Annotated in this window: 26 protein-coding genes; 12 read left to right on the top strand and 14 right to left on the bottom strand. The window is 66.7% G+C overall.

What is annotated here, in order from left to right; translation table 11 throughout:
• Positions 1-169: 169 nt before the first annotated feature.
• The 6 genes from BM43_RS14740 to BM43_RS14765 all read right to left on the bottom strand — a co-directional run bounded on the left by BM43_RS14740 (position 170) and on the right by BM43_RS14765 (position 5,820).
• Positions 170-931 carry an SDR family oxidoreductase gene (locus tag BM43_RS14740; protein ID WP_036055012.1) on the bottom strand — a complete coding sequence of 254 codons (762 nt, stop codon included), beginning with the start codon at positions 929-931 and terminating at the stop codon, positions 170-172.
• A 27-nt stretch (positions 932-958) separates the two neighbouring features.
• Positions 959-1,771: an SDR family NAD(P)-dependent oxidoreductase gene (locus BM43_RS14745; protein WP_036055010.1), complete on the bottom strand. Its 813-nt coding sequence runs from the start codon at positions 1,769-1,771 to the stop codon at positions 959-961.
• A gap of 379 nt (positions 1,772-2,150) precedes the next feature.
• Entirely contained in the window at positions 2,151-2,891 is a 741-nt protein-coding gene (locus BM43_RS14750; protein WP_036055008.1) for a glycine betaine ABC transporter substrate-binding protein, read from the bottom strand.
• Positions 2,892-2,928: 37 nt separating this feature from the next.
• Positions 2,929-3,846, bottom strand: coding sequence for a DMT family transporter (locus BM43_RS14755; RefSeq protein WP_036055006.1), 918 nt, complete (start codon positions 3,844-3,846; stop codon positions 2,929-2,931).
• A gap of 77 nt (positions 3,847-3,923) precedes the next feature.
• Positions 3,924-4,577: an oxygen-insensitive NAD(P)H nitroreductase gene (gene nfsB / locus BM43_RS14760; protein WP_036028221.1), complete on the bottom strand. Its 654-nt coding sequence runs from the start codon at positions 4,575-4,577 to the stop codon at positions 3,924-3,926.
• Between the two features lie 28 nt (positions 4,578-4,605).
• Positions 4,606-5,820 carry an L-dopachrome tautomerase-related protein gene (locus BM43_RS14765; protein ID WP_042284220.1) on the bottom strand — a complete coding sequence of 405 codons (1,215 nt, stop codon included), beginning with the start codon at positions 5,818-5,820 and terminating at the stop codon, positions 4,606-4,608.
• Positions 5,821-6,313: 493 nt separating this feature from the next.
• Here BM43_RS14765 and BM43_RS14770 point away from each other — a divergent pair, with 493 nt between their 5' ends.
• From BM43_RS14770 to BM43_RS14795, 6 genes are all read left to right on the top strand, one after another.
• The gene (locus BM43_RS14770) at positions 6,314-6,880 is read left to right on the top strand and encodes a TetR/AcrR family transcriptional regulator (RefSeq protein ID WP_025100761.1); all 567 of its coding nucleotides are present in this window, start codon (positions 6,314-6,316) and stop codon (positions 6,878-6,880) included.
• A 232-nt stretch (positions 6,881-7,112) separates the two neighbouring features.
• Positions 7,113-7,538, top strand: coding sequence for an organic hydroperoxide resistance protein (locus tag BM43_RS14775; RefSeq protein WP_013688918.1), 426 nt, complete (start codon positions 7,113-7,115; stop codon positions 7,536-7,538).
• Between the two features lie 79 nt (positions 7,539-7,617).
• Positions 7,618-8,667 (top strand): alpha/beta hydrolase, encoded by a 1,050-nt coding sequence (locus tag BM43_RS14780; RefSeq protein ID WP_036055004.1) that lies wholly within the window; start codon positions 7,618-7,620, stop codon positions 8,665-8,667.
• A 190-nt stretch (positions 8,668-8,857) separates the two neighbouring features.
• Positions 8,858-9,718, top strand: a complete 861-nt coding sequence (gene kdgR / locus BM43_RS14785) for a DNA-binding transcriptional regulator KdgR (RefSeq protein WP_036055001.1) — start codon at positions 8,858-8,860, stop codon at positions 9,716-9,718.
• Positions 9,719-10,304: 586 nt separating this feature from the next.
• Positions 10,305-12,125 (top strand): sodium:solute symporter family transporter, encoded by a 1,821-nt coding sequence (locus BM43_RS14790; protein WP_063769139.1) that lies wholly within the window; start codon positions 10,305-10,307, stop codon positions 12,123-12,125.
• A 201-nt stretch (positions 12,126-12,326) separates the two neighbouring features.
• Complete coding sequence (locus BM43_RS14795; RefSeq protein WP_052409110.1) at positions 12,327-13,586, top strand: alginate lyase family protein; 1,260 nt, start codon at positions 12,327-12,329, stop codon at positions 13,584-13,586.
• Between the two features lie 67 nt (positions 13,587-13,653).
• Here BM43_RS14795 and BM43_RS14800 read toward each other — a convergent pair whose 3' ends face one another.
• Positions 13,654-14,544, bottom strand: a complete 891-nt coding sequence (locus tag BM43_RS14800; RefSeq protein ID WP_017919345.1) for a LysR family transcriptional regulator — start codon at positions 14,542-14,544, stop codon at positions 13,654-13,656.
• Here BM43_RS14800 and BM43_RS40455 point away from each other — a divergent pair.
• Positions 14,494-14,904: a hypothetical protein gene (locus BM43_RS40455; RefSeq protein WP_124083600.1), complete on the top strand. Its 411-nt coding sequence runs from the start codon at positions 14,494-14,496 to the stop codon at positions 14,902-14,904. The two genes, BM43_RS14800 and BM43_RS40455, sit on opposite strands and share 51 nt — an antisense overlap.
• 21 nt (positions 14,905-14,925) lie before the next feature.
• Here BM43_RS40455 and BM43_RS14805 read toward each other — a convergent pair whose 3' ends face one another.
• Positions 14,926-15,393, bottom strand: a complete 468-nt coding sequence (locus BM43_RS14805) for a MerR family transcriptional regulator (RefSeq protein ID WP_036054998.1) — start codon at positions 15,391-15,393, stop codon at positions 14,926-14,928.
• A 75-nt stretch (positions 15,394-15,468) separates the two neighbouring features.
• Between BM43_RS14805 and BM43_RS14810 the strand changes: the two genes are divergently transcribed.
• Both BM43_RS14810 and BM43_RS14815 read left to right on the top strand, forming a co-directional pair.
• On the top strand, positions 15,469-16,698 hold the full coding sequence (locus BM43_RS14810) for an NADH:flavin oxidoreductase/NADH oxidase family protein (RefSeq protein WP_036054996.1): 1,230 nt from the start codon (positions 15,469-15,471) through the stop codon (positions 16,696-16,698).
• 233 nt (positions 16,699-16,931) lie between these two features.
• Positions 16,932-17,636, top strand: a complete 705-nt coding sequence (locus BM43_RS14815) for an SDR family oxidoreductase (protein WP_036054995.1) — start codon at positions 16,932-16,934, stop codon at positions 17,634-17,636.
• 89 nt (positions 17,637-17,725) lie between these two features.
• Here BM43_RS14815 and BM43_RS14820 read toward each other — a convergent pair whose 3' ends face one another.
• Positions 17,726-18,343 (bottom strand): LysE/ArgO family amino acid transporter, encoded by a 618-nt coding sequence (locus BM43_RS14820; protein ID WP_036054993.1) that lies wholly within the window; start codon positions 18,341-18,343, stop codon positions 17,726-17,728.
• A 103-nt stretch (positions 18,344-18,446) separates the two neighbouring features.
• On the opposite strand from BM43_RS14820, the gene BM43_RS14825 reads away from it, so the two are divergent.
• On the top strand, positions 18,447-19,337 hold the full coding sequence (locus BM43_RS14825) for a LysR family transcriptional regulator ArgP (RefSeq protein ID WP_013688926.1): 891 nt from the start codon (positions 18,447-18,449) through the stop codon (positions 19,335-19,337).
• A gap of 91 nt (positions 19,338-19,428) precedes the next feature.
• On the opposite strand, the gene fnr is transcribed toward BM43_RS14825, so the two are convergent.
• Complete coding sequence (gene fnr, locus BM43_RS14830) at positions 19,429-20,175, bottom strand: fumarate/nitrate reduction transcriptional regulator Fnr (protein WP_013688927.1); 747 nt, start codon at positions 20,173-20,175, stop codon at positions 19,429-19,431.
• 115 nt (positions 20,176-20,290) lie between these two features.
• On the bottom strand, positions 20,291-20,782 hold the full coding sequence (locus BM43_RS14835) for a universal stress protein (RefSeq protein WP_013688928.1): 492 nt from the start codon (positions 20,780-20,782) through the stop codon (positions 20,291-20,293).
• Between the two features lie 477 nt (positions 20,783-21,259).
• Between BM43_RS14835 and BM43_RS14840 the strand changes: the two genes are divergently transcribed.
• Together BM43_RS14840 and epsC are read left to right on the top strand one after the other, a co-directional pair.
• Entirely contained in the window at positions 21,260-21,496 is a 237-nt protein-coding gene (locus BM43_RS14840) for a hypothetical protein (protein ID WP_013688929.1), read from the top strand.
• 230 nt (positions 21,497-21,726) lie between these two features.
• The gene (gene epsC, locus BM43_RS14845; RefSeq protein WP_013688930.1) at positions 21,727-22,677 is read left to right on the top strand and encodes a serine O-acetyltransferase EpsC; all 951 of its coding nucleotides are present in this window, start codon (positions 21,727-21,729) and stop codon (positions 22,675-22,677) included.
• 180 nt (positions 22,678-22,857) lie between these two features.
• On the opposite strand, the gene BM43_RS14850 is transcribed toward epsC, so the two are convergent.
• The 3 genes from BM43_RS14850 to BM43_RS14860 all read right to left on the bottom strand — a co-directional run bounded on the left by BM43_RS14850 (position 22,858) and on the right by BM43_RS14860 (position 25,363).
• Positions 22,858-23,661 carry an SDR family oxidoreductase gene (locus BM43_RS14850; RefSeq protein ID WP_036054991.1) on the bottom strand — a complete coding sequence of 268 codons (804 nt, stop codon included), beginning with the start codon at positions 23,659-23,661 and terminating at the stop codon, positions 22,858-22,860.
• A complete protein-coding gene (folE, locus tag BM43_RS14855; protein ID WP_013688932.1) occupies positions 23,661-24,323 on the bottom strand; it encodes a GTP cyclohydrolase I FolE in 663 nt (220 codons plus the stop codon). The genes BM43_RS14850 and folE overlap by 1 nt, the downstream gene beginning before the upstream one ends.
• Positions 24,324-24,439: 116 nt before the next feature.
• Positions 24,440-25,363: a LysR family transcriptional regulator gene (locus tag BM43_RS14860; protein ID WP_036054989.1), complete on the bottom strand. Its 924-nt coding sequence runs from the start codon at positions 25,361-25,363 to the stop codon at positions 24,440-24,442.
• Between the last annotated feature and the right edge of the window lie 94 nt (positions 25,364-25,457).

A 25,457-nucleotide genomic window follows, 5' to 3' on the forward strand; every position in this document is an offset into this window, starting at 1 on the left:
CTCGCGGGCACCCGGTCACGAGATGCACGGCGCAGGCTCGACGAATCCGGCTGCATTCGGCTCGAAGTAGACGGGCTGTCAGGTGTGGGCTCGCCATCGGTAGCCAGTTCCTGTCTGCTCCATGCGGAGCGCGTGAGTGATCGCGCCGCGCATGGAGCCGTCCGGGATATCAAGCGACGGGAATCGGATTTTCCTCGAGGGATTGATTGAACGCGTCGACGAAAGCATGCTCGTCCGGCCCGACATTGTCGCGCAGCGGTTGCGCGATTCCGACCACCACCTCGGTGGTCGCCGTCTCGAGGCGTTCGAGCGTCTCGGCGATGAAGGCGTCCAAGGGCATGGCACGCGGGTCGCCGCTCTTGTGGACGAGGTCGGTGTCGACCCACGGAGGCGCGATCTCGAGCACACGGACGGTGGTGTCGCGCAGTGCGAATCGTTGCGACATCGAGTACGAGTGAATCGCCGCCTTGGTTGCGGAGTACAGCGCCGTTGCGGCCAGCGGGACGTAGGCCAGCACCGAGCTGTTGTTGACGATATACGACTGGGGCTGTTTTTTCAGATGTTCGACCAGCGCGCCGCTCATGCGCACGGGCCCGAGCAGATTGGTGTTGACGAGACGAACGGCCTGTTCGTCGTCGACGGCGCCGGCTGCGTCGTCGAACGGCATGATGCCGGCGTTGTTGATCAGCACGTTCAAGGACGGGTAACGCTCGATCAAATGCCGTGCCACGTCCCGGATTTGCTCGGCGTTGCCGATGTCGAGCTCGACGGTGTCGATGCCGGGGTTGGCGGCGGCGATTTCGTCGAGCAGGGCCTTGCGTCGTCCCGCGATGATCACCTTGTTGCCACGTTGATGGAATGCTTCCGCCAGTGCACGACCGATGCCGGAGGTGCCACCGGTGATGAGAATCGTGTTTTCAGTGAGTTTCATGGTCTTGCTCCTTGGATAAATACGGGTTCAGTGGGGGACAGCGGAGGTCACGAGATAACGCGTGGCGGGATGCTTCGACGATAAATGGGGCGCCATGTTGCGCCGTGCCGCCTCATAGGCATCCCACTGCGCGATGTCATGGAGCGAGGGGATGGTGATCAACTCGCCGCGGTCGAAGCCGAGCAGTGCCGCATCGACCATGTCGGATGCGGACATCACGATTTCCTCGGGAAGCTGGTCAAGTGGCAGGCCGCCGGTCTGCCAAAAATCGGTCGCGGTCGCGCCGGGGAGTAGGGCCTGGACACGAATGCCCTGACTGAAAAGCTCATGGTGGAGCGATTGGCTGAAAGCCAGCACGAACGCCTTCGTGCCGCCATATACGCCATTCAGCGTCTCGGGGGAGAGCGCCGCGATCGAGGAAACGTTCACGATCGCGCCGTTGCCGCGCGCGATGAAACCCGGCACCGCGGCGTAGGTGAGGCGCATCAGTGCGGTCACGTTCAGGTCGATCATGCGGGTCATGGCATCCGCGTCGCTGTCGAGCAGGGATTTGTGCGTGCCTACGCCTGCGTTGTTCACCAGAAGGGTGAGATCCGATGCCTTCTGGATGGCGGTCTCGATGCGTTGGACGTCGTCGCTCCGGTTCAGATCCGCGAAGATGGTGCTGACGGTGCGTCCCGTTTCCTCCGCCAGCCTTTCCGCGTGGCGGGCCAGTCGTTCACGATTGCGCGCCACGAGAATCAGGTCGTATCCGCGACGGGCAAGTCGGTCGGCATACACCGCGCCGATTCCCGATGATGCGCCGGTGATGAGGGCGGTGCCACGCTTTGTATGGCTCATGTCCTTCTCCTGATGGGATGGTCGAGATTCGGATAAATCGATGCGGACTACGAACGAGATGGGTTTGGAAATCAATCGAGCCGCATACAGGCAGTGATATGGAGTCTATGGACTGCGAGGTTCCGGATCAACGAGAGGCGTCCGAACACAGCTTTCGGAATCGCCAAAGAATGCCGGGGCTGGCGCATGGACGGGCGCATGCGTGCAACCTCGACCGCTCAGTCCATCGTCGGCGGGGCGCTATGCAAGGGCCGGGAAATGCGTGAGCAAGGAGTCGACGACTCGCGGGAACGGAGCGTCGGCATGTCTGCGCGAGCGGGCTGCACGCGCGACATGCTGTTCGTTGAGCGACTTGGTTGCAGCGGCTCGAAACCAGGGTTCAGGAGGATGGGGTGGCGGCGCCGCGCATCAGTTGATGGTCCAGGCGGCTCACCTGCGCATTTCCCAGTGTCAGTTCGCGCAGGGCAGCCACTGCATCGGGCGGCAGCCGATGCAGTGCGTCCTTTCTCAGGATGAGCGTGGCGTCATCGACGCCGCCGAGCAGCCCGTCGGGATCCTTCAGTTCGCGTATCCGATACCGTTCGTGCAGGTACTGCGGTGCCCAGAGCGGCACGACGACCCACTGTCCCGCCTTCACGGCGTTCTCGAACGCGTCCGTGCAGTCCTCGAGCGTTCCGTTCTCGAAGGCGTACCCTGCCTTGTCGAGACCGTAACGCGCGACGATATCGCGCGAGAAACGGCTGATTCCCGCACCGGGGCCGATGCCCTGAATCCGCTTGTTCATCCGCTCAGCAACTTCCGGTTTGGCCAGGTCGGCCAGCGTGTCCACCGCCTCTTGCGGAACATAGTCGGGTACACCCCACAGCGCGTACGGACGGTACATGACAGCCAGTTTTTCCACCTCTGTCTCGAATGGTCCGAGATATTGGCCATGGCTGCTTGGAAGCCAGGCGCTGCAGAGCATGTCGGCTCGACGCTCGCGAAGGAGCGAGAAGGCTTCCTCGTGGGGCGCCAGCAGTTCGTGCGATTCGACGCCGTATGTTCGCAACGTCGATTGCACGACCGCCGAGGCCGCGCGATGAAATGACAGATCGATGGTCACGATGGTGATTTTCGACATGGAATGGTTCTCCGGCGAAGCAGTGGTGTGTCGATGGCTAGGCGATCGAGAGGGCGATGCCGCTCACGATCAAGATGACGCTTCCCATCAATGAAAACGTGATGGGCTCGTGGAGGAACGCGATCGAAGCCAGCAAGCCGACGATCGGTACGCCGAGCATTGCGGTGGCCATGCTCGAACTCGACATCCTGGTGTTGGCGGCGTTGACCGCGCAAAAGCAGAAGGCAGTGGCCAGTGGTCCGATGAAACCGAGGCATGCCGCCAAGGTCATGCTGCCGTCGCCGGAATACTGGCCTTCATGAAAACGGGCGAGTATCAACAACGGGACCGCGGCGATCGCCATCTGCCATGGCGCGAGCGCATAAGCGCTCGACGCGCTTCGGAAGTGACGCAAATGGAGTATGCAGACCGCCCAGCACAGCGAAGCCGCCAGCAGCATAAGATTGGCCAGCACGATGCCGCGGTTGTGCCAGTCGATGTCGAGCGGGTTGAAAAGCACGACGACGCCGGCCACGCCCAGCGCGACGCCTGCCGACTTGCGGCCGGAGAGGCGCTCCCGGAACAGGAGAACCGCGATCGGGGTGACCCAGATCGGCGTGGTGTAGGCAAGCACTGCCGATCGGCCCGCGCCGATGCGGTGCAGGGCGATGGCGCTCAAGGCCGTGAAGGCGAGCATCTGGAGCAGCCCGACGCTCGCGAGCAAGGGTATGTCGGCTCGCTTGGGCAGGGCCAGTTCCCGCCTGACCGCTTGCAGCGCGAAAAGACATGCTGCGCCGGAGGCGAAGCGGATTGCCGACATCCAGAGCGGTGAGACATGGGCGAGGCCGACCTTCATGATCGGCCAGTTGGCACCCCAAACGATGATCGCGGCGCCCAGCAGCATCGCGCTGCCATACGGGGAGGCTGTTGGGCGAGACGATTTCGAGGCCGTGATCGGCGAGACAAGGTCGGACATGATGTGATCCACGAGATGAGGCCGGTGCCCGTGGGGCGGAGCCTGGCGCGCTCGGCATCCGCGCCAGGCTGGCGGCCTCAGATAAACGTAAATATCTGCTCGCGCGGCAGCCTGGACTTCGGCAGGCTGGCGTTGAAATCCTGCGGGCCGCGATATCCGAGCGAGACCAGGACGACACTGCTGAGGCCGCGTTCGCGTAGCCCCAGGCTCTCGTCGAGGGCCCGGCTGTCGAAGCCCTCCATCGGCGTCGCGTCGATACCCAGCATCGCGGCCCCCAGCAGCAGGCCGCCCAGTGCCAGATAGACCTGTTTCTCCATCCATTGAGCCGTATCCTTCAGGTCGAAACGATGCATGGCCACGTAGGAGCGGCGGCTCCTGTCCTGCGCGGCCTGGGCATCGGCGAGTCGAAAGCGTCCGTCTCGTGCCTCCTGCTCGAGAATGGCCGAAAGGTGTTGCTCGTCCATGTCGACGCGCACGCACAGTGCCATGACATGCGAGGCTTGCTTGATCTTCGACTCGTTGTAGGCGTATGGCCCTGTCGCCGCGGCGGCAACGCGATCCCTGCCTTCGGCGGTCGACGCGATGACGAAGTGCCAGGGTTGCGAGTTCACGGAAGACGGGGAGTGATGGAGCAGGTCGACCAGCGCATCGATCTGCTCCTGGGGCAGACTGCGCCCGGGCTCGAAGGCTTTGACGGTATGACGTGCATGCACTGCGTCGGTAAGTTTCATGATTTTTGCCGGGTGGGATGAAAGGGGCTCAGTGGGTCGGGGCCGGCTCGGCATCCACGCGAACACGGAACAGGGCATAAGGCTTTTGGCGCTGGTCCGTTCCCGCGTGGAAACCGGCTTGGCGATGTAACTGATTGGCGGTGAAGTAGAGATAGCCGTCCGGGCCGACCGCCAGTGTGTCGGGCCACAGGATGCGGGGGTCGTGCACCAGGGTTCGCCACTCGCCCCCGGGGTGCCACGCCCTGATGGCGTCACGTTCGTAGTCGCCGGCATATATCGTGCCGTTCGCATCGGCGGCGAGGCCGTCGGAGGCTCCTTTTTCGCCGAGATCCTTGACTGCGGCGGCGAGTTCGGCTTCCGTGACGGACATGTCGCGCAGCAGGGAGGTCGGGACCGAATAAAGATGGCGGCTCGAAAGCGGGCAGTAGTAGAGCGTCTGTCCGTCGGGAGACAGCGCGATGCCGTCCGACGCCACCGAGAACGGCTTGGATGTGCCGTCGGCGTTGCGGACGCGCAGCGATTCGCCTTCCACGACAGGGGAAAATGCGGGGTCCGCCGATGTGGAGACGTCGCCGGTGAGGCGGCGAATGGCATGGCCCGAAGCGAGGTCGACGACAATCAGACCGCCGACGCCGGACAGCGACGAGTCCGTCACGTACGCAACGCCGGCTTTGCCGATGCGGAAATCGAAGCGCACGTCGTTGACGTAGGTGTCGGCTCGCATGACGTCGGCCGGGAACACGATGGTCTTGACGACGCGATTCCTCGCCAGGTCGATGGCAACCAGCTTCGCGCCTCCCTTGAGCGGCGCGGCGAATTTGGGTGCTGCCGTATCCAGTACCCAGACGTGGCCATTCAAATCGGCGACGACGCTCTGCACGCTCAGGAAATGGCCGGCGGGCCGCGATGCGTCGGGCCGGTTGATTTCCGCGTTCGGATACGGCACGACGGTGCCGTTTTTCAGTTCGCCCACGGTGAAGGGGACGTCGTCTCCCCAGCGTGGATAGTTGACGAAGATGCGTCCGTCCTCGGCGACGGTGACGCCGGTCGGCATCGGGCCGCTGAATGTCGCCACCGTTTCCAATGAACCGGACGTGCGTTCGGTGGCGAGCGTCTTGGCGGCAGGCTCGGCGGCGGCGTCTTGCGCGACGGCCGGTGGCGAGCCGGCCGCGATCCATACCGCGGACGCAAGCGTCGCGATGGCAGTCAGACGGGAAAAGGAAAATCGCTTGGATGATTTCATGATGATGGTTTGGCTATTCGAGATGTCTTGTGCGTTGCAGCGATGTTGTCAGCTGTGATCTCCATGAAAAACCGTAAAAAACCGAGAAGACTTTCGTCGTGTCGATGAAAATGCAGCGCGCGTCACCTCGGCACACCGCAGCGTCTACGCGAAGCGTGCGGTGCTTGGGATAGGGGTGCCGGGCGGGCCTCGATCGCTCTGGGATATGACTGCGATCTGGTGGAGACTGTATCGACGGGGGCGCGGCGGGAAAATCGTCACGAGGTGTGATCGACGTCACGGGAGACGGTCGGCCTCGCTATCCCTACGTATAGGTTTAAGGTGCGGGCTGTCGGATCAAACCGTGTTTTCCGATCACGCGGCTATAGGCGCCGAGCGGAGCGACACGTGATCCCAGCTCCGGCGGGCTGCCCGCCCGCTTCCGCGGCGTCCCTAGGAAAATTTTTCGAAAAACCGCTTGACTCTCTATCTTCCAGTAGATAAATTACGACCCATGGAAACGAAAACGCCAGTCCGCGAACAGGTTCTCGAACACGCCATCGAGCTGATCATGCTCCTCGGCTACAACGGGTTCAGCTATCGCGATCTGTCGGAGCGGGTGGGGGTGAAGACCTCGAGCATCCACTACTACTTTCCATCGAAGGACGACCTGGTGCTCGAAGCGGTGCGCGAGTACAGCGAGACGGTGATGAACGGCGTCGCTGCCATTTCCCCCTCGCTGCCGGCCGACGAGAAGCTGAGCCGCTACACGAAGCTGTTCGGCAAGACGCTCGGCGACGGCAACCAGATCTGCCTGTGCGGCATGCTGGCGGCGGATATCGAATCGCTGCCCGAGCCGGTCCGGCAGGCGGTGCAGGCGTTCTTCAACGCGAACGAGCAATGGCTCGCGGCGCTGCTGGAGCAGGGCGCGGCCGACGGCACGCTGGTGTTCAGCGGCAAGCCCGAACATGCGGCGCGCACCTTGTACGCCGCGTTCCAGGGCGCGGTGCTGGCGAGCCGGCTGTTCAAGTCGAAGGCGCGCCTGGACGAAGTCGAGAAGGCGTGGAAGAAAGCGCCCTGACGCGGCGGAGGTAGGTAAAAAGATCGAAAGGCGGTTCACCGCCTTTTTATTGAAGCTGGTTATCTATCTATTGGTAGATAAAATTGCAGGAAACAGCGCAGACGGCAAGGTCTGCATTTTTTGAGTCGTGTTGTCTATCTAGTAGTCGATAGTGGCGCGGCGAGCAGTTCAGCCGGCGATGGCGGAAAGGGTTCCGCCCCGGCCTGGTTCATTCATCCAACAGGAGTCAGTCATGTCGATCGAAAACGTTCTGTACCGCGCCCATGCTCACGCCACCGGTGGCCGCGACGGCCGCGCCGTGGTGCCCGAAGGCAAGCTGGATTTCAAGCTGGTCACGCCGCGCGAGCTCGGCGGTGCCGGCGGCGAAGGCGCGAACCCGGAACAACTGTTCGCGGCCGGCTACAGCGCCTGCTTCCTCGGCGCGATGAAGTTCGTCGCGGCGCGCGACAAGATCAAGATCCCGGCCGACGTCGCGATCGACGGTAGCGTCGGCATCGGCGCGATCCCGAACGGCTTCGGCATCGAGGTCGAACTGAAGATCTCGCTGCCCGGCATGGAGCGCGAAGCGGCCCAGGCGCTGATCGAGAAGGCGCACATCGTCTGCCCGTACTCGAACGCGACGCGCGGCAACATCGACGTCACGCTCACGCTGGTCTGATCGCCGGCGCTCGCTTCTCCCCGCATCGAAATCCGCCATCCAGGCCAAACCATTCGGGCCCATTGCCCAGGAGTCCATCATGAAGATCGTCAAGCCGCTGTTGATTGCCGTCGCGATTGCCGCCGCCAGTTCCGCGTTCGCCGCCGGCACGGCCGGCTCGCACACCCCGTCGGCCGCGCCGGTCGACCAGCCCGATGCGGTCACGAGCCGCTTCCTCGCCGCCCTCAATAGCCAGAAGGGCCCGGGCCTCGAGACCCTGTCGCCGGAAAAGGCGCGGCAGGTGCTGGTGGGTGCGCAGAACAGCGTGAAGGTCGATCTGTCGGGCATTGAGGTGTCGAACCGCACCATCGAACAGGACGGCCTGAGCGTGCCGGTCACGATCGTGCGTCCGGAAGGCGTGAAGGGCAAGCCGCCGGTGTTCATGTTCTTCCACGGCGGCGGCTGGATCCTCGGCGACTTCCCGACCCATGAGCGGCTGGTGCGAGACCTGGTGGTGCAATCCGGCGCGGTGGCGGTGTTCGTGAACTACACGCCTTCGCCGGAAGCGCAGTACCCGGTGGCGATCAACCAGGCCTATGCCGCCACCAAGTGGGTGGCCGCGCACGGCGACGAGATCGGCGTGGACGGCAGCCGCCTGGCGGTGGTGGGCAACAGCGTCGGCGGCAACATGGCGGCGGTGGTGGCCCTGATGGCGAAGGACAAGGGCGGCCCGGCGATCCGATTCCAGGGCCTGCTCTGGCCGGTGACGGACCACAACTTCAACGATGGCTCCTACGTCGCGTACCAGAAGGATCACTTCCTGACGCGGCCGATGATGAAGTGGTTCTGGGACGCGTACACGAAGAAGGAAGCGCAACGCAACGAGATCTACGCCTCGCCGCTGCGCGCCTCGCTCGACGAGCTGAAGGGCCTGCCGCCCGCGCTGATCCAGGTCGCGCAGTTCGACGTGCTGCGTGACGAGGGCGAAGCCTATGGACGCAAGCTCGACGCGGCCGGCGTGGAGGCTGCCACCACGCGCTACGACGGCACCATCCATGACTTCGGACTGCTGAACGCGCTGGCCGAGGATCCGGCCACCAAGGCGGCGATGAAGGCGATGGCCAACGAGCTGAAGACGCGCCTGAACTGAGGCGTCGCGCCTCGATGACACGGCCCGGCCGCGCTGGCATGCGCGGCCGGGCCGTTTTCAGGTCCAGCGGTTCCGGTGCATGCGAGCGTCGCCGATAACCCACATTCAAGCCCCTCGTGTGCGCCGCATTGGCGATCGGCCCGCGCGAGGCGTTATGCTTGGCGGTTTCGGATCTCACGGACAGGCGGACATGACATCAATGCCCAGGTCGCGCGGCGGCAAGCAGGCGGAAGGCGAGACGCCGGCCGAGCCCGGCGCGGACAGGACCGAATCGGTCGCGGCGGTCGGCAAGGTCTTCACGATCCTGTCGGCGCTCGGCGCGAGCGGCACGGCGGGCGCGGCGGAATTGTCCCAGCAATTGGGCATGTCGCGGCCGGTGGTGCAGCGCCTGCTGCAGACGCTCGAGTCGCTCGGCTACGTGGCGCGCGTGGCCGGCGAGGATGGCGCGGGCGAGCACTACCGGCTCGCGATCCGCCTGTTCGAGCTCGGCGCCAAGGCGCTGGAGAGCGTCGACCTGGTGCGCGAGGCCGATCTCGAGATGCGCCATATCGCCTCGATGACGCGCGAGGCGATCCATCTCGGCGCGCTCGACGAGGACGCCATCATCTACATCCACAAGATCGACGCCGATTACGGGCTGCGCATGCAGTCGCGCGTCGGCCGCCGCAATCCGCTGTACAGCACCGCGATCGGCAAGGTGCTGCTGGCCTTCATGCCTGATGACGAAGTGCGCGAAACGCTCGCGCGCGTCGAGTTCAAGCCTTCCACCGCGCGCACGCTCGGCTCGGCCGAGGCGCTGGTCGCGATCCTGCCGCAGGTTCGGCGGCAGGCTTACGGCGAGGACGACGAGGAGCAGGAGGAAGGGCTGCGCTGTCTCGCGGCGCCGATCTTCAATCGCTTCGGCAATGCTGTCGCGGCGCTCTCGATCTCGTTTCCCACCATGCGCTGCGGCGCGAACACGCGCACTCACTACGTCGAATTGCTGCGCGAGGCCGCCCAGGCGATCTCCGCGCGGATCGGCTATCGCGGCCCCTGGCCCGCGTCGCGCTGAGCGACGGCGCGCAGCCGGCATGGCCATCGGACCCGGCCATGCCATGCGCTTTCACTACCACGCGAAGCGGTCGTGCGCTTGCGAGCGCATCAGCGCTTCCATGAAGTCGTCGTCGCCACAAGACAGCATGTCGTCGTGACTCCCTGCCGACACATGCGCCGCGCCATGGACCGGCAGACCATGCGGCGCCGGATCGCCGCTACGGGCGGGCCGTCTTGCTTCATTTCTCCTCCAGTGCCCAGCTTGTCGTTTTCATTGCAGCCGGCATTGAATCACATCGATCAAATTTGCGGAACATCGTTTCGAATTCAATCAAAAAGAAATCGCTGTCAAAAAAGATGACTGATGGAAATGCCAGTGCTTTATCGATACGACCTTGATTTTCAGGGGTAAACGATAGGCGGCTCAGTGCATTTCGATTCGGACCATCGTTCCGGATGCGTGCTAGATTGCCTTCATGCCGGCCCGGGCGGCAAGTCCGGGAATCCTCGCGAAGCGTGTCGTCGTGTCGGTTGGGGGAAGTCGTTCGGGCATTGGCGCGGCAGACGTTTCGGCATCCATATCAAGAACGAGAAGGACGAGACAGATGGACGTCAATATCGCCGTGGTGGCCGGCTATTTCCTGTTGATGTTCGCGATCGGCACCGCGTTCAGGAAGATGGCCAGCCAGTCGGCCAGCGATTATTTTCGCGGCGGCGGCCGCATGCTGTGGTGGATGGTCGGCAGCTCCGCGTTCATGATCCAGTTCTCGGCCTGGACCTTCACCGGCGCCGCCGGCGAGGCCTTCCGCAACGGCTTGCCGGCCTGCTACGTCTATATCGGCAACTGCGTCGGCTACCTGGTCGCCACCTTCTGGTTCGGCAGGCGCTTCCGCCAACTGCGTTGCGACGCGCCCACCCAGGCGATCCGCCAGCGCTTCGGGCGCGGCAACGAACAGTTCTTCACCTGGTCGGTGATTCCGCTGTCGATCCTGCAGGGCGCCGTCTCGCTCAACGCGCTGGCGGTGTTCTTCTCGGCCGTCACGGGCTTCCACCTGGGCGCCACGCTCTGGCTCACCGGCTTGTCGGTGCTGGCGCTGTCCTTCCTCGGCGGCGCCTGGGGCGTGGTCGCCTCCGACTTCGTGCAGTCGATCGTGGTGGCGGTGATGTCGGTGGCCTGCGCGATCGTCGCACTGGTCAAGCTAGGCGGGCCGGGCGAGATCGTAGCGCGCTTTCCGGCCGATTTCCTCACCGGGCCCGACTACAGCCACGGCAGTCTGCTGGTGGGCTCCTTCCTGTTCCTGTGCGTCAAGCAGATGCTGGCCATCAACAACATGAAGGATGCCTATCGATTCCTGAACGCCAAGGATTCGCGCAACGCGACCCGGGCGGCGCTGTTCGCGCTGGTGCTGATGACGGCGGGCGCGCTGATCTGGATGGTGCCGCCCTGGGCCGCGGCGATCCTCTACCCCGATGCGGCCGTCGCGCATGCGCACGACCTGGGGTCCAAGTCGGGCGACGCGGTGTTCCTGGTGTTCGTCGAGCGCGCGATGCCGCTGGGCACGGTCGGCCTGCTGATGGCGGGCATGTTCTCGGCCACCATGGCCTCGATGGACGCGGCGCTGAACCACAACGCCGGGATCTTCGTGCGCAGCTTCTACCAGCCGGTGATCCGCGGCGCTCGCGCATTGTCCGAGCGCGAATCGGTGCTGGCCGGCAAGGGCATGAACGTGATCAACGGGCTGGTGATCATCGTGATCGCGCTGGGCTTCTCCCACCTGAAGGGCCTGAGCCTGTTCACGCTGATGATGCGGGTGGGCACCCTGGCGACCTTGCCGATCGTGGTGCCGCTGTTCCTCGGCCTGCTGATCCGGCGCGTGCCCGATTGGGCCGGCTGGGCCACGTTGGTGGTCGGGCTAGGCGTGTCCTGCCTGTGCAGCGCGGTGATCTCGGGCCACGAGCTGAGCCGCTGGTTCGGCTGGGGCTTGAGCGCGCGCGAGACTTCCGAGTTCGACACCATGTGGGCCGTGCTCTGCCATTGCGTGCTGACGGGCGGTTTCTTCGTCGCCACGCGGCTGTTCCATCGCCAGCCGGACGCGGCCCGCGCCGGCGTGCTGTCGAAGTTCTGGCGCGATTACGCGACGCCCGTCCACAGCGACGGCCTGCAGGGCGAGTTCGATCGCCTGCAGCGACTCAAGCTCGGCCGCATCACGCAGGGGATGACGGCGGGCCTGCTGGCGATGGTGGCGATTCCGAATCCTGCCTGGGGGCGGCTGGTGTTTCTCGGTTGCGCGCTGGCGGTCGGCACCATCGGCACGCTGCTGGTGCGCAGCGCGCGGGCGACGAAGCCGCTGCCGGACGCGGCCATGCCGATGCGCGACGGCACGCGCGACGACGGCAGCCTGCGCGCGACGCGCTCCGGCGCCTGAACCCATCATCCGAATCGAGCGTCGCGGCGCCTGCCCGATGTAGGCACCGCGATGCGTGAAACGCGCGTCGAGGGCCGTCGCGCGAGCGGGTCGTGCCCACCCGCCGATGCAAGGGGCAAGCTCGAAAGGCGACTTCGATCGTCACGGCAGCCGCAAGCCGGTCGATCGGCAATCCATATCGATAGCAACCCAGGAGATGACATGAAGCGAAGATTCCAGGTCTCGATGATGGCAGGCGGCGCGCTGGCGATGCTGGCGCTCGGCGCGGCCGGCGGCAACGCGCAAGCGGCGGGTTTCAAGCACCCCGGCATCCTCGTCACGCAGGCGCGCCTCGACTACGTGAAAGGGCAGATCGCCGCGAACAACAAGCTGTTCGTCAATGCCTTCAACCAGATGAAGGGCAGCAGCTGGGCCTCGAAAACCTACAAGATTGCCGGCACGCTCGACGGCGGTTATATCTCGTGCGATGCGGTGTCCTCGAACGATCACGGCTGCAAGGCCGAGCAGGGCGACATGACGGCGGCCTACACGCAGGCGCTGATGTGGTACCTGACGGGCGACAGCACCTACGCGAAGAACGCCGTGTCGATCATGAACTTCTACGCGCGCAACCTGAAGGGCGGCCATCGCGGCGCCAACGCGCCGCTGCAATCGGCCTGGGCCGCCGAGGTCTGGCCGGCCGCCGCCGAGATCATCCGCTACACCTACAGCGGCTGGTCGGCCAGCGACGCCAAGGCCTTCGGCACCATGCTGAGCACCCAGCACCTGCCCTACATCACCGGCAGCAACGGCAATGGCGGCAACGGCAACTGGAAGCTCAGCATGATCGACGGGATGATCGGCATCGCCGTCTACAACGACGACCAATCGCTGTTCAACACCGCCACCGGCACCTTCCGCCAGTGGATGTCGGCCTATTACTACAACGCCGCGAAGGACGGCGGCGGGCCGGTCAAGTTCTCCGGCAGCCCGGGCGGCTGGAACGGCCAGACCGTGTTCAACGCGCAGGTCAGCGGCGTCACGCAGGAAACCTGCCGCGATACGCAGCACGTCGGGCTCGGCATGGCCGCCACCTTCAACGCGGCCGAGACGGCCTATATCCAGGGCACCGACCTCTATGCCGTGTTCGCGGACCGCCTCACCACCTCGCTCGAATTCCTCTCGAAGCTGCTGCACGGCACCCGCAACACCTCGCAGACGGCCTACCAGCCGGTGCCGAATGCCTACCTCGGCGCGCTCTGCACCGACGTCTCGGGGCATGCGAACCAGTTCGTGCCGGTGTTGAAGGGCACCATGGTGCGGGCCTACAACGCCTATGCGATCCGCAAGGGCATGTCCCTGCCGGCCACCAAGGCGCACCTGCTCGACGACATCATTCCGGCCGCCGAGGCGAATGACGGCCACAACGTGCAGTGGGAGGTGCTGACGCACGGCGACAGCCCGTCGACACCGGTGGAGTGAACGTCGGGCGGAAGTGCGTCGGCATCGACGGCGCGCGGCACGCGGCGCTGCGCGAGGTCCCGTCGGTTCAGGCCTTGCGCAGTGCCGCGCGCACGAAGGACACGAAGCGCTCCATCACCGGGTCCTGGCGCGTGTCGGGCCAGGCCAGGCCGACGCGCCAGCGCGCATCGCGATCGCGCAGCTCGAGCACGGCCGCGTCGCGCAGCAGGTGCCGCGCGCGCGAGGGAATGAAGGCGACGCCGGCGCCGGCCGCCACCGAGGCCAGCACCGACTGCACGTCCTCGGCCTGCTGGCTGACGTTCGGCACGAACTCGCGCGCGCGGCACCAGCGCTCGACCTGCGCGGCCAGGCCGGCGCCGCGCGAGCGCTGCAGCGCGATGAAGCCGATCTCGTTGAGCGTGGCCAGCCTGGCCGGCAACTGGGCCGGGGTGATCGGCGGCAGTTGCGGCGGCAGCGCCAGCGCGAGGTTTTCCTCCACCACCTTGAACGAGGACAGGCCTTCCACGGCCTGCGCCGGCATGCGCATGAAGCCGGCTTCGAGCTTGCCGGCCAGCAGGCGCCGCGTCTGTTCGCCCGAGGAGAGATCGCTCAGCGTGACCGAGACGGAAGGGTGCTGGCGCCGGAACTCGGCGATCAGCGGCGGCACCAGGGTCAGCACCGACAGGCAGATGCCGATCCGCAGATGGCCGCGCCGACCGCTGCTCGATTCGCGCGCGCGGGCCAGGATCTCGTCGGCATCGCGCACCAGCGCCTGCGCATCGAGCAGGAAGGCGTCGCCGAACGGCGTCAGCTCGGCGCCGTGCCGGCCGCGCTCGAACAGCCGGCCGCCCAGGCTCGCCTCCAGCGCGCCGATCTGCTTGCTCAGCGCGGGCTGGCTCATGTGCAGCGCATCGGCCGCGCGGCCGAAATGGCGCAGCTCGGTGACAGTCAGGAAGGCGCGCAGCAGTTTCAGTTCCATTCTGCGTGGTTATCGAATCGCTCAAAACATTCATTTTACGGATCGATCGCCGCCGCGTTCAATACGGGCTCCTGCTGCCTCGAAGGATTTGCCATGTGCGCCCGACATTTCGATTCATGCCCGACCGGAACCCATGCGGGGGCCGCGGCGGAGCCGCGCGAGCGGGAGACTGGCCGCGACGGGGCCACCGGGGTGGAGCTGGGGAATCAGTGCGTGCCGACCGAATCGACGGTCGGCAAGCGCGCGCGGGCGAGATTCGTCGAACCGCTCGGCGAAGCGGCGCCGCGGGCGGCGACGGGCTCGATCGCGGTCAGCCTGGCGATCGTCTCGTTCCGCAACTGGCCGCGGCGTGGATTGTGAAGGCGTGAAACCGGCCCGGGCTCAGCTCGCCGTGTCGGCGTGCTCGGGCGGCAAGGGGGAGGGGGCGGGCGATGATGCCGCCGGCGGCGCGGCGACCAGTTCGTCGAGCATGCGTTTGGCATTGTCGCGGCAGGCCATCTCGTCGGGCTTGCCCTCGACCTGCCGGATCACCTCGAGCAGCCGCGCCTTGCTGGCGGCGAGCCGCTGCTCCATGGCCTCGATATCGGCCACCTTGGCGCGCAGCTTGGGTACCAGGTCGGCGTGTCGCCAGTCGGCCAGGTCGTCGGGCAGCATGCTGCGGATTTCGCCGAGCGAGAAGCCGGCTTCCTGCGCGCGCACGATGAGGGCCAGCACCAGTTGCGCCTCGGGCGCGTACTCGCGATAGCCGTTGGCCTGGCGCTGCGCCGCGCGCAGCAGGCCGCTGGCCTCGTAGAAGCGGATCCGCGACGGCGCGAGGCCGCTGCGTTTCGCCAGTTCGCCGATCTTCATCGCTGCCTCCCGGGGCTTGACATTCAAGCGAACTTTAAACTTATCGTGGGCGGCATTCAATGCGGGGAGCCGCTCATGACACTTTTCAATTCGCTGACACTGCCGAACGGCGCGACCGTGCCGAACCGCCTCGCGAAGGCGGCGATGGAGGAAAACCTGGCCGATGCCGATCATGCCCCTTCGGAGGCGCTGCTGCGCCTGTATCGCGCCTGGGCCGAGGGCGGCGCCGGGCTGATCCTGACCGGCAACGTGATGATCGACCGCCGCGCGATGACGGGGCCGGGTGGCGTGGTGCTCGAGGAAGATGCGCACCTCGAGCGCTTCCGGCGCTGGGCCGAGGCAGCGCGCGCGGGCGGCGCCCAGGTGTGGATGCAGATCAACCATCCCGGGCGCCAGATGCCGGCCGAGCTCGGCCAGCCGACCATCGCGCCCTCGGCCGTGCCGCTCGACATGGGCGCCTTCTCGAACCGTTTCCCGGTGCCCGAGGCGATGGACGAGGCGCGCATCGACGAGGTCACGCGGCGCTTCGCGCGCACCGCGCAACTGGCCGAGGCGGCGGGTTTCACGGGCGTGCAGATCCACGCCGCGCATGGTTACCTGTTGAGCCAGTTCCTCTCGCCGCTGTCGAACCGGCGCGGCGATCGCTGGGGCGGCTCGATCGAGAACCGCGCGCGGCTGCTGCTGGACGTGGTGCGCGCCGTGCGCGCGGTGGTGAGCCCCGGTTTCGCGGTGTCGGTGAAGCTGAATTCGGCGGATTTCCAGCGCGGCGGCTTCGACCCCGAGGACGCGAAACAGGTGGTGGCGATGCTCAACGAACTCGCCGTCGACCTGATCGAGCTGTCGGGCGGCAGCTACGAGGCGCCGGCTATGCAGGGCCAGGCGCGCGACGGCCGCACGCTCGCGCGCGAGGCCTATTTCCTGGAGTTCGCCGAGGACATCGCCGCCGTCTCGCGCGTGCCGCTGATGGTGACGGGCGGGATCCGGCGCCGCGCGGTGGTCGAGCAGGTGCTGGCCAGCGGCGTGGCGATGGCCGGCATCGCCACCGCCATGTCGATCGATCCGGCGCTGCCGCGGCGCTGGCGCGCCGGCGAGGAGATCGTGCCGGTGCTGCGGCCGGTCACGCTGAAGAACAAGATGCTCGGCGCGATGGCCAACATGGCGATGGTCAAGTACCAGCTGGTGAGGCTGAGCCGCGGCCGTCGTACCCGGCCGGACGTCTGGCCGGTCGGCGCGCTGGTCCGGCAACGCCTGGCCAATGCCTGCCAGACGCGGCAGTATCGACGCTGGACCGGCGCGGCGCGCTGAATATCCTGTAGAAAAACTGGTGGTGGACGGGCGCCCGATGCGATCGCGACATACTGCATCGGGCTTCAATTCCTGGCGGAACAGCCGACCCTCGCGGGATTTGCAAAGGCAGTAGAAATTCTCCTGACTCTAAGCAGAATTGATGGTTCGACACCGGCGTTTGCGCGTCCTACAGTGCGGCATGCACGGGACGGCCGGAGCCTGGGCCGCCCATTCTCAACCCAGGAGAAAACATGTCTGCAGAAAAAGTTGCACTCGTCACCGCCGCCGGCAAGGGCATGGGCGCCGCGATCGCGCGTGAGCTGGCCGCCGGCGGTTATCGCGTCGCGCTGATGTCGCCTTCGGGCAGCGCCGTCGAGCTGGCCGCCGAACTGGGCGGCTTCGGCATCGCCGGTTCGGTCACCGAGGATGCCGATATCGGGCGCTTCGTCGACGAGACACTCGCCAGGTACGGCCGCATCGACGCGGTCGTCAACAACACCGGTCATCCGCCCAAGGGCGATCTGCTCGCGATCGGCGACGAGCAATGGCATCTCGGCCTCGATCTGGTCGTGCTGAACGTGGCGCGCGTGCTGCGTCGCGTGACGCCGGTGTTCGAGAAGCAGGGCGGCGGCGCGGTGGTCAACATCTCGAGCTTCGCGGCCGACGCGCCCGAGCAGGCCATGCCGGTGTCCTCGGCGCTGCGCGCCGCGCTCAGCGCCTTCACCAAGCTCTATGCCGATCGTTACGCGAGCGCGGGGATCCGCATTAATTCGGTGCTGCCGGGCTTCATCGACAGTTGGCCGGAAACGCCCGAGATCGTCGCGCGGATCCCGGCGGGGCGCTTCGGCAAGACCGAGGAGATCGCGAAGACGGTGGCCTTCCTGCTGTCGGACGGCGCCGGCTACATCACGGGCCAGAACCTGCGGGTGGACGGCGGGATCGTCCGCGCGCTGTGAATCGGCTCGAGCCGGGCGCGATCGCCCGATGAAGACATCGCCGGCCTTGCGTATCGCGCAGGCCGGCGATCTCGCATCCGGGGCCCGCTTCAGCGCAACTGCACGGCCGCCAGGCACAGGATCATGCTGCCCACCGCGCCGTCGAGCAGGCGCCAGGCGAGCGCCTTCCTGAACCAGGGCGCGAGCAGGCGCGCGCCATATCCCACCCCGACGAACCACAGCACGCTGACCAGCATCGCGCCGATCGCGAAGGCGGCGCGCGTGCCGTCCGGCTCGCGGGCGCCGGCCGTGCCGATCAGCAGGAAGGTGTCGAGATAGACATGCGGGTTGAGCCAGGTCAGCGCGAGCGTGGAGAGCACCACCGGCCAGGCGCCCTGCGGGGGCGGCGCGGCGCTGCCGCTCACGTCGAGCGTCGCGTGGCCCGGCTTCAGCGCGCGGCGCAGCGCGCTCAGGCCGAACCAGGCCAGGTAGGCGAGGCCGAGATAGAGCACGACGTGGATGAAGGTCGGGTAGCGCTCGACCAGGACCGAGGCGCCGCCGACGCCGGCCGCGATCAGCAGCATGTCGGAGGCGGCGCACAGCAGCACGATCTTGCCGACGTGCGAGCGCATGATGCCCTGGCGCAGCAGGAAGGCGTTCTGCGCGCCGATGGTGATGATCAGCGAGGCGCAGAGCGCGGCGCCGTGGGTGAAGGCAATCCAGTTCATGGCAAGGAGGGGGCAGTAGACTCGTTCAGAAATTGCCGCTAGTCTGCGGGCAGGCTTCGGATAAGCGAAGCTAATTTCCCTAATGTCGATGAAGGAAAACTGAATGCTCGACTACGCCCTGCTGGAGGCGCTGGCCGCGGTGATCCGGCACGGATCCTTCGAACGCGCGGCCAGGGACCTGAACGTCTCGCCCTCGGCCGTCTCGCAGCGCGTCAAGCTGCTGGAAGAGCGCGTCGGCAGCGTGCTGGTCAAGCGCGGGCAGCCCTGCGTGGCGACCACCTCGGGCGCGCTGCTGTGCCGGCATACCGAGCGCGTGCAGTTGCTGGAGGCCGAGCTTTCCGGGCGCGTGCCGCACCTGCCGGGCAGCGTCGGCGCCTGGCCGACCTTGCGCGTGGCCGTCAACGACGACAGCGTCGCCACCTGGTTCATCGACGCGGTCGGCCCGTTCTGCGCCGAGAGCAACACCTTGCTCGACCTCGTGATCGACGACCAGGACTACACGGCCGAGCGGATTCGCGACGGCAGCGTGCAGGGCGCGATCACGGCGCAGGCCGAGCCGATCCAGGGCTGCCGCTCCACGCGCCTGGGCCGGATCCGCTATCACGCGGTGTGCTCGCCCGATTTCCATGCACGCTATTTTTCCGACGGGCTCACGCGCGAGGCCCTGCGTCGCGCGCCCTGCGTGATGTTCAGCCCCAAGGACAGCCTGCAGATGCGCTTCATCCGGCGCGCCGTGCGCACCGATCTCGATCCGCCCAAGCACTGGATTCCGCACGTGGCCGGTTATCTGCGTGCCTGCGAGACGGGGCTCGGCTGGGGCATGTGTCCGGACCGGATGATCGAGCGGCAGGTGGCGGCCGGCGAGATGATCGACCTCTCGGAAGGGCGCAGCATCGATATCGAGCTCTACTGGCAGAGCTGGCGGCTCTCGATCGACTGGCTCGACGAGTTCAGCCGCGCGCTGAAGACGCAGGCGGCGCGCTGGCTCGATTGAGCCGGCTGGTTCGGCACGAAAAAATGGCGCCCAATGGGCGCCATTTGCGTTCGTGGTGGGAAGCGGGAGCGCTGCGCGAGGCAAGGCGCGATCAGATCGCCTGCAGGCCTTCGAAATCGAGGATATGCACGATGCGGCCCTGCATCGACAGCAGGCCGTTGCGCTGGAACTTCGACAGCGTGCGGCTGACGGTTTCGAGCGTGATGCCGAGGTAGCTGCCGATTTCCTCGCGCGTCATGCGCAGGTTGAACTCGGTGGACGAATAACCGCGCGCGAGGTAGCGCCGCGACACGTCGAGCAGGAACGCGGCCACGCGTTCGTCGGCGTTCAGGGAGCCGAGCAGGATCGACTGCGTGGTTTCGCGCACCAGTTGCTCGCTCATCAGCTTGAGCACGCGCGCCTGCAGCGTGCTGGTTTCGGAGCAGAGCGAGCGCAGCGGGGCATAGGGGATCACGCAGACGGTGCTGTCCTCGAGCGCGACGGCGGTGCGCGGGTGCTGGTTGTCGGCGATGCCGTCGAGGCCGAGCGGCTCGCCGGCGAGATGGAGGCCGGCCACCTGCTCGCGGCCGTCGTGACGCGTGGCGACCGACTTCAGCGCGCCCGAGCGCACGGCGTAGAGACTGTCGAAGCCGTCGCCCTCGCGGAACAGCGCATCGCCGCGACGGACCGGGCGTGCCAGGCAGATGACCGTCTCGAGCCGTTCGACGGCATCGTTGCTCAGGCCTTGCGGCACGCAGAGATGGCGCATCGAGCAGGTCGAGCAGTGCGCGGCCTGGTGAGGGGACCAGGAGGGGGAGGGACGGGAGCGGACGGGGGACAGCGGGGTAGGGGTCAGCATGTGGTGCTCGCACAAGGGAATCACAACGGGGTCATTGTCCCACCGGGTTTTCCATGAGCTGAGCGGCAAAACGCCGCGACGCGAGCTGCGTCGCGGTTGCGTTACGGCAAGGCAATCAGGTTTCCGAATTGTCCGGTTCGGCGGCGGCCGCCGGCGGATGCGAGGCGGCCGAGGGGATCAGCAGCACCGGCAGCGAGGCCTGCCGCAGGCATTGCTCGGCGATGCTGCCGAGCACCAGGCGCTTGAAGCCGCGGCGCCCGTGCGTGCCGAGCACCAGCAGGTCGGCCTGGTACTCCTTGGCGGCCTCGAGGATCAGCGAGGAGACGTCGGCCAGCGTGGTGGCCTCGCCGGTCAGCACGTCGCCCTTCACGCCGGCGTCCTGCATGCGCTGCGCGAATTCGCGGGTCAGGTCGCCGCCCTGCTCGATCAGTTGCGCGCGCAGCACCGAGGGATCGTAGCCGGGCACGTTGTAGTAGAGGGTCGCGTTCTCGACCGCGTAGAACGCGCGCAGCGTGGCGCGTTCGGAGCGCGCGAGCGCGAGGGCGGAGTCGAATGCATGACGCGAGGTTTCACTGCCGTCGACTGCGACGAAGATGCGCTGGTACATGGTGGCTCCGTGGTGCGTTGAATGAGGGACCGGCCGAGGCCGGGCGGCGTGTGTGCCTTGCTGGATGGGAGCGTATACGAACGGGCCCCGGCTTGCAGTGCCGTGGATCAAACGCGATTCCGGGAGCCGCGCGGTTCGTATCGCATGATGCGGCGCATCGAGAGACATCGAACGGTGCATCGAGGCCGACGTGGAGATTCCACGATGTGGGCGGATCGTGAACGCGGCGGCGCGCGCCGATCGGTGAAAACCCCGCCTTCGGACGGCGAGATGCCCGAGGCGTGGCGCGTGCGCGATCGTCCAGTATCGACGGGTTTTATTTCAACTAGAAGGCACCGGGACGACAGAGTATGATTCCCTTTCGAGACGGCGCGGCGGCACGCGCCGGCCGCGCGGCTCCAGCCCGCAACGGGCACCGCGGCACCCTTAACGGACGGCAGTGAAGAAGAACGCAAGGGACTTAAGGTGGGCGCACTCATGCACTCGACGACGACGGCATTCACGCATCGCGGCTATCTGTTGAATTGCGCTCCGGCGCGTGCCAGCGACGGTTCGTTCCAGCCTTACGTGGTCATCTCCCGATCCAGCGACGGCGAACTGGTCGCGAATCGTTTTTTTCCATCCGATCTCCATTTCGGCGACGAGGGCGATGCGATCGCCCATGCGCGTGACTGGGCCGTGCGCTGGATCGATGCGAGCAGCATGACGGTCTAGGCGTGCTCCCCGCGCCCGCCACGCCCTGGTTTCCCGATTCCGAGTCGCGCGGGCCTGGCCCGGCGCCATCGCGCGTGCCTCGCTGCCGCAACGGAGCGCGTCGGCGCCCGGCGCGGGCCGCGTTTCGCGGGCGCGGACGAAACGCGGTAATCTTGTCGATCCTGTCATTCACCTTTTTCAAACAGCGCGCCCGTTCGTTACGTATGCTACGAACGGCCGTCCACCGCACCATGTCGAAATCGTCCTCTTCGTCCCTCGCCCGCAGCTGGGGTCTTGAACAGATCGTCGCCGAACTGCGCGAGTCGCGCGAAACGCTGCATCGCACGCGGCACCCGCGCGGCATTCGCGAACTGCCCTCGCGCGATGCGATCTGCAAGATTGTGACCGGCCTGCGTGCATCGCTGTTTCCGACGCATTACGGCGCGCCCGACCTGACCGACGAGAGCGTCGATTTCTACGTCGGCCACACGCTGGAGAGCACCCTGCGCGTGCTGCACGAGCAGGTGCGCCGCGCGCTGCCGTTCCTGCCCGAGTACGCCGATGCGGAGCCGGGCCCGCTCGACGAACGCGCGTTCGAGATCGCGCGCACCTTCGGCGAGCAGTTGCCGGCGATCCGCGCGCTGCTGGTCAGCGACATCCAGGCCGCCTACGCGGGCGACCCCGCCGCGCAGCACATCACCGAGATCCTGCTCTGCTACCCCGGCGTGCTGGCGATGATGCACCACCGCCTCGCGCATGCGCTGCACAAGCTCGGCGTGCCGCTGCTGGCGCGCTTCATCAACGAGATCGCGCATTCGGCCACCGGCATCGACATCCACCCCGGCGCGACCATCGGGCCGAGCTTCTTCATCGACCACGGCACCGGCGTGGTGATCGGCGAGACCGCCATCATCGGCGAGCGCGTGCGCGTCTACCAGGCCGTCACGCTCGGCGCGAAGAGCTTCCCCGCCGACGGCGACGGCACGCTGGTGAAGGGCAACGCGCGCCACCCGATCGTCGAGGACGACGTGGTGATCTATGCCGGCGCGACCATCCTCGGGCGCGTCACGATCGGGCGCGGCTCGGTGATCGGCGGCAACGTCTGGCTCACGCACAGCGTGCCGCCGGGCAGCAGCGTGGCGCAGGGCAAGGTACGCGAGGGCGAGCGCGGCGCCGGCGAGAACGGCGAGGCGCAAGCCTAGGCAGGAAGCATGAAAAACAGGCGCCACGTTCGTGGCGCCTGTTTCAAACGGTATCGAAGGTGAGGTTTTTCGGGAGCCGCCGCAATCGAGGGCGATGCGCCGCGAGCAACGATCGACCCGCTTGATCAGGGTTCCGAATCAAGGCGCCTTCGAACCAGGCGCCTGACGCTGTCGTCCGACTCAGCTGCCGCGCGCCGGCGAGCGATGCTTGTAGAGCACGTCCTGGTCGACGCGAATCAGGTTCTGTCCCGCATCCACCACGAAATCCACGCCGTTGTAGGCGCTGCCCGTCAGCAGCAGGATCGCGTTGGCGACATCCTCGGGCCCCGCGATGCGCGCCAGCGGCGTGGAGGCTCGGCTCGCATGCGCGAAATCGGCCTCGGTCTGGTCGTCGCTGGGCAGCATCAATCCCGGGAACACCGCGTTGACGCGCAGCACCGGCGCGGCCGACATCGCCAGCATCTGGGTCAGGTTGCCGAGCGCGGCCTTCGCGACCGTGTAGCTGAAGTGGTCGCGATGGAAGTTTTCCTTGATCTTCTGGTCGATCACGTTGATCACCACGCCCTGCCGGCCGGCGGCCTTGGCACGCTCGTAGAAGGCCCGGGCGAGCAGGATCGGCGCGCGGCAGTTGACTGTCCAGGCGCTGTCGAAGGCGGCCAGGTCGAAGCCGGGGAAGTGGTCCTGCCAGAACACCGAGGCGTTGTTGACCAGCACGTCGAGCCGCCCGAAGCGGGCATGGACAGCCGCGATCAGCGCATCGCAGGCCGCGGCGTCGGCCAGGTCGGCCTGCAGCGCGATGGCCTCGCCGCCGTCCGTGCCGATCTCGCCGACGGCCTCGGCGGCCGCCTCGGCCGAGCGGTCGTAGTGGACCGCGACGCGATAGCCGCGCGCGCCGAAGTGCCTGGCGAAGGCGCGGCCCGCGCGACGCGCGGCGCCCGTCACCAGCACCACGGGCGCCTCGCGCAGATCGGTGTCGTGCGGCATCACGTGTTCGTCAGGTTGACCGAGGACGGATTCGACACGATCGAGAGGAATTCGCGACGCGTGGACGGATCGGTGCGGAAGGTGCCGAGCATGCGCGAGGTGACCATCTCGACGCCGGGCTTGTGGATGCCGCGCGTGGAGATGCACTGGTGGGCGGCTTCGAGGATCACGCCCACGCCCTTGGGCTGCAGCACCTCGAACAGCGTGTCGGCGATCTGCACCGTCATCTTTTCCTGGATCTGCAGACGCTTGGCGAAAGCGTCCACCAGCCGCGCCAGCTTCGAGATGCCGACCACGCGGTGGTTCGGCAGGTAGGCCACGTGCGCGCGCCCGATGATCGGCACCATGTGGTGCTCGCAATAGCTCTCGAAGCGGATGTCCTTCAGCACGATCATCTCGTCGTAGCCTTCCACCTCGCTGAAGGTGCGCGCGAGGATGTCCTTCGGCTCGAGCTGGTAGCCCTTGAAGAATTCCTCGTAGGCGCGCGCCACGCGCGCGGGCGTGTCGAGCAGGCCCTCGCGGGCGGGATCGTCGCCGGCCCAGCGCAGCAGGACGCGCACGGCGTCCTCGGCTTCGGCGCGGCTCGGGCGCTCGACGATCTGAGTGGTCTTGCCGGCCACGGGCTCGGCTGCCGCCTTGCCGGCGGTCTTGCGTTTGGACATGCTCTCGGGCTCCTAGGATTGCCGCCTGGCGCGGCTGACCGGGCATTGTTTCATGGTTTTGACGCCGATGCCGCGCCTTGCCCCGGATAGGGTTATTCGACGGCGCCCGCAGGGCTTCATTTCGGCCATTCGTCCAGCGCGTCGTTGAACAGGTCGGCCACCATGCCGCGCAGCCAGGCCGTGCGCGGATCGTTGTGGTACTTGCGATGCCAGTGCTGGCGCAGGTCGAAGCGCGGCAGCGGCAAGGGCGGCTCGACCAGGGTGATCGAGGCGTGCTCGGCCACGTAGGCATAACCGATCGCGTGCGGCACGGTGGCGATCAGGTCGGTGCGGCCCAGGATGAAGGGCAGGCTCATGAAGTGCGGCGTCTCCAGCACCGCGCGCCGCTGCAGCCGCGCCTTCGCCAGGTGCTGCTCGAGGATCTCCTGGCTGCGCCCCTCGGCGCGCACCACGGCGTGGCCGCAGGCGAGGAACTGCTCCAGCGTGAGCGGCTTGCCGGCCAGCGGATGGCCGCGTCGCATCAGGCAGATGAAGCGATGCGTGAACAGACGCTGCTGGAAGAAGTTGCTGCCGCCCAGGTCGGGGAAATAGCCGACCGCCAGGTCGACGCTCCCCGCCTCCAGCCCGCGCTCGATCTCCGCGTGCGGCAGCGACACCGAACGCAGGTTCGCGCGCGGCGCGCGCCGCGCCAGCTCCTGCAGCAGCCTGGGCAGGAACACGATCTCGCCGACGTCGGACAACGCGATCGAAAAGGTGCTGGTATCGGTCGCCGGATCGAAATCGTGCGGCGCGACCAGCCCGCGGCGGATCTGCGCGAGCGCGTCGCGCGCGGCCGGCACCAGGGCCAGCGCGCGCGGCGTCGGCTCCATGCCGCGCGAGGTGCGCACGAACAAGGGATCGCCGAAATGCTCGCGCAGCCGGCCCAGCGCCGCGCTCACGCGCGGCTGGCTGACGCCGAGCAGGTCGCCGGCGCGGCTCACGTTGCGCGTCTCGTCGAGCGCTACCAGGTAGGGAATCAGGTTCAGGTCGAGTTCGGACATGCCTCACCACTATCGGAATTCGATATGGAACATATCTCCAAAATGGCATTGCCGCATAGTCGGCGAAGCCCGAACATCCGTTTCACTAATCGAA

The sequence above is a fragment of the Burkholderia gladioli genome (genome assembly GCF_000959725.1).
GTDB classification, from domain to species: Bacteria; Pseudomonadota; Gammaproteobacteria; order Burkholderiales; family Burkholderiaceae; genus Burkholderia; species Burkholderia gladioli.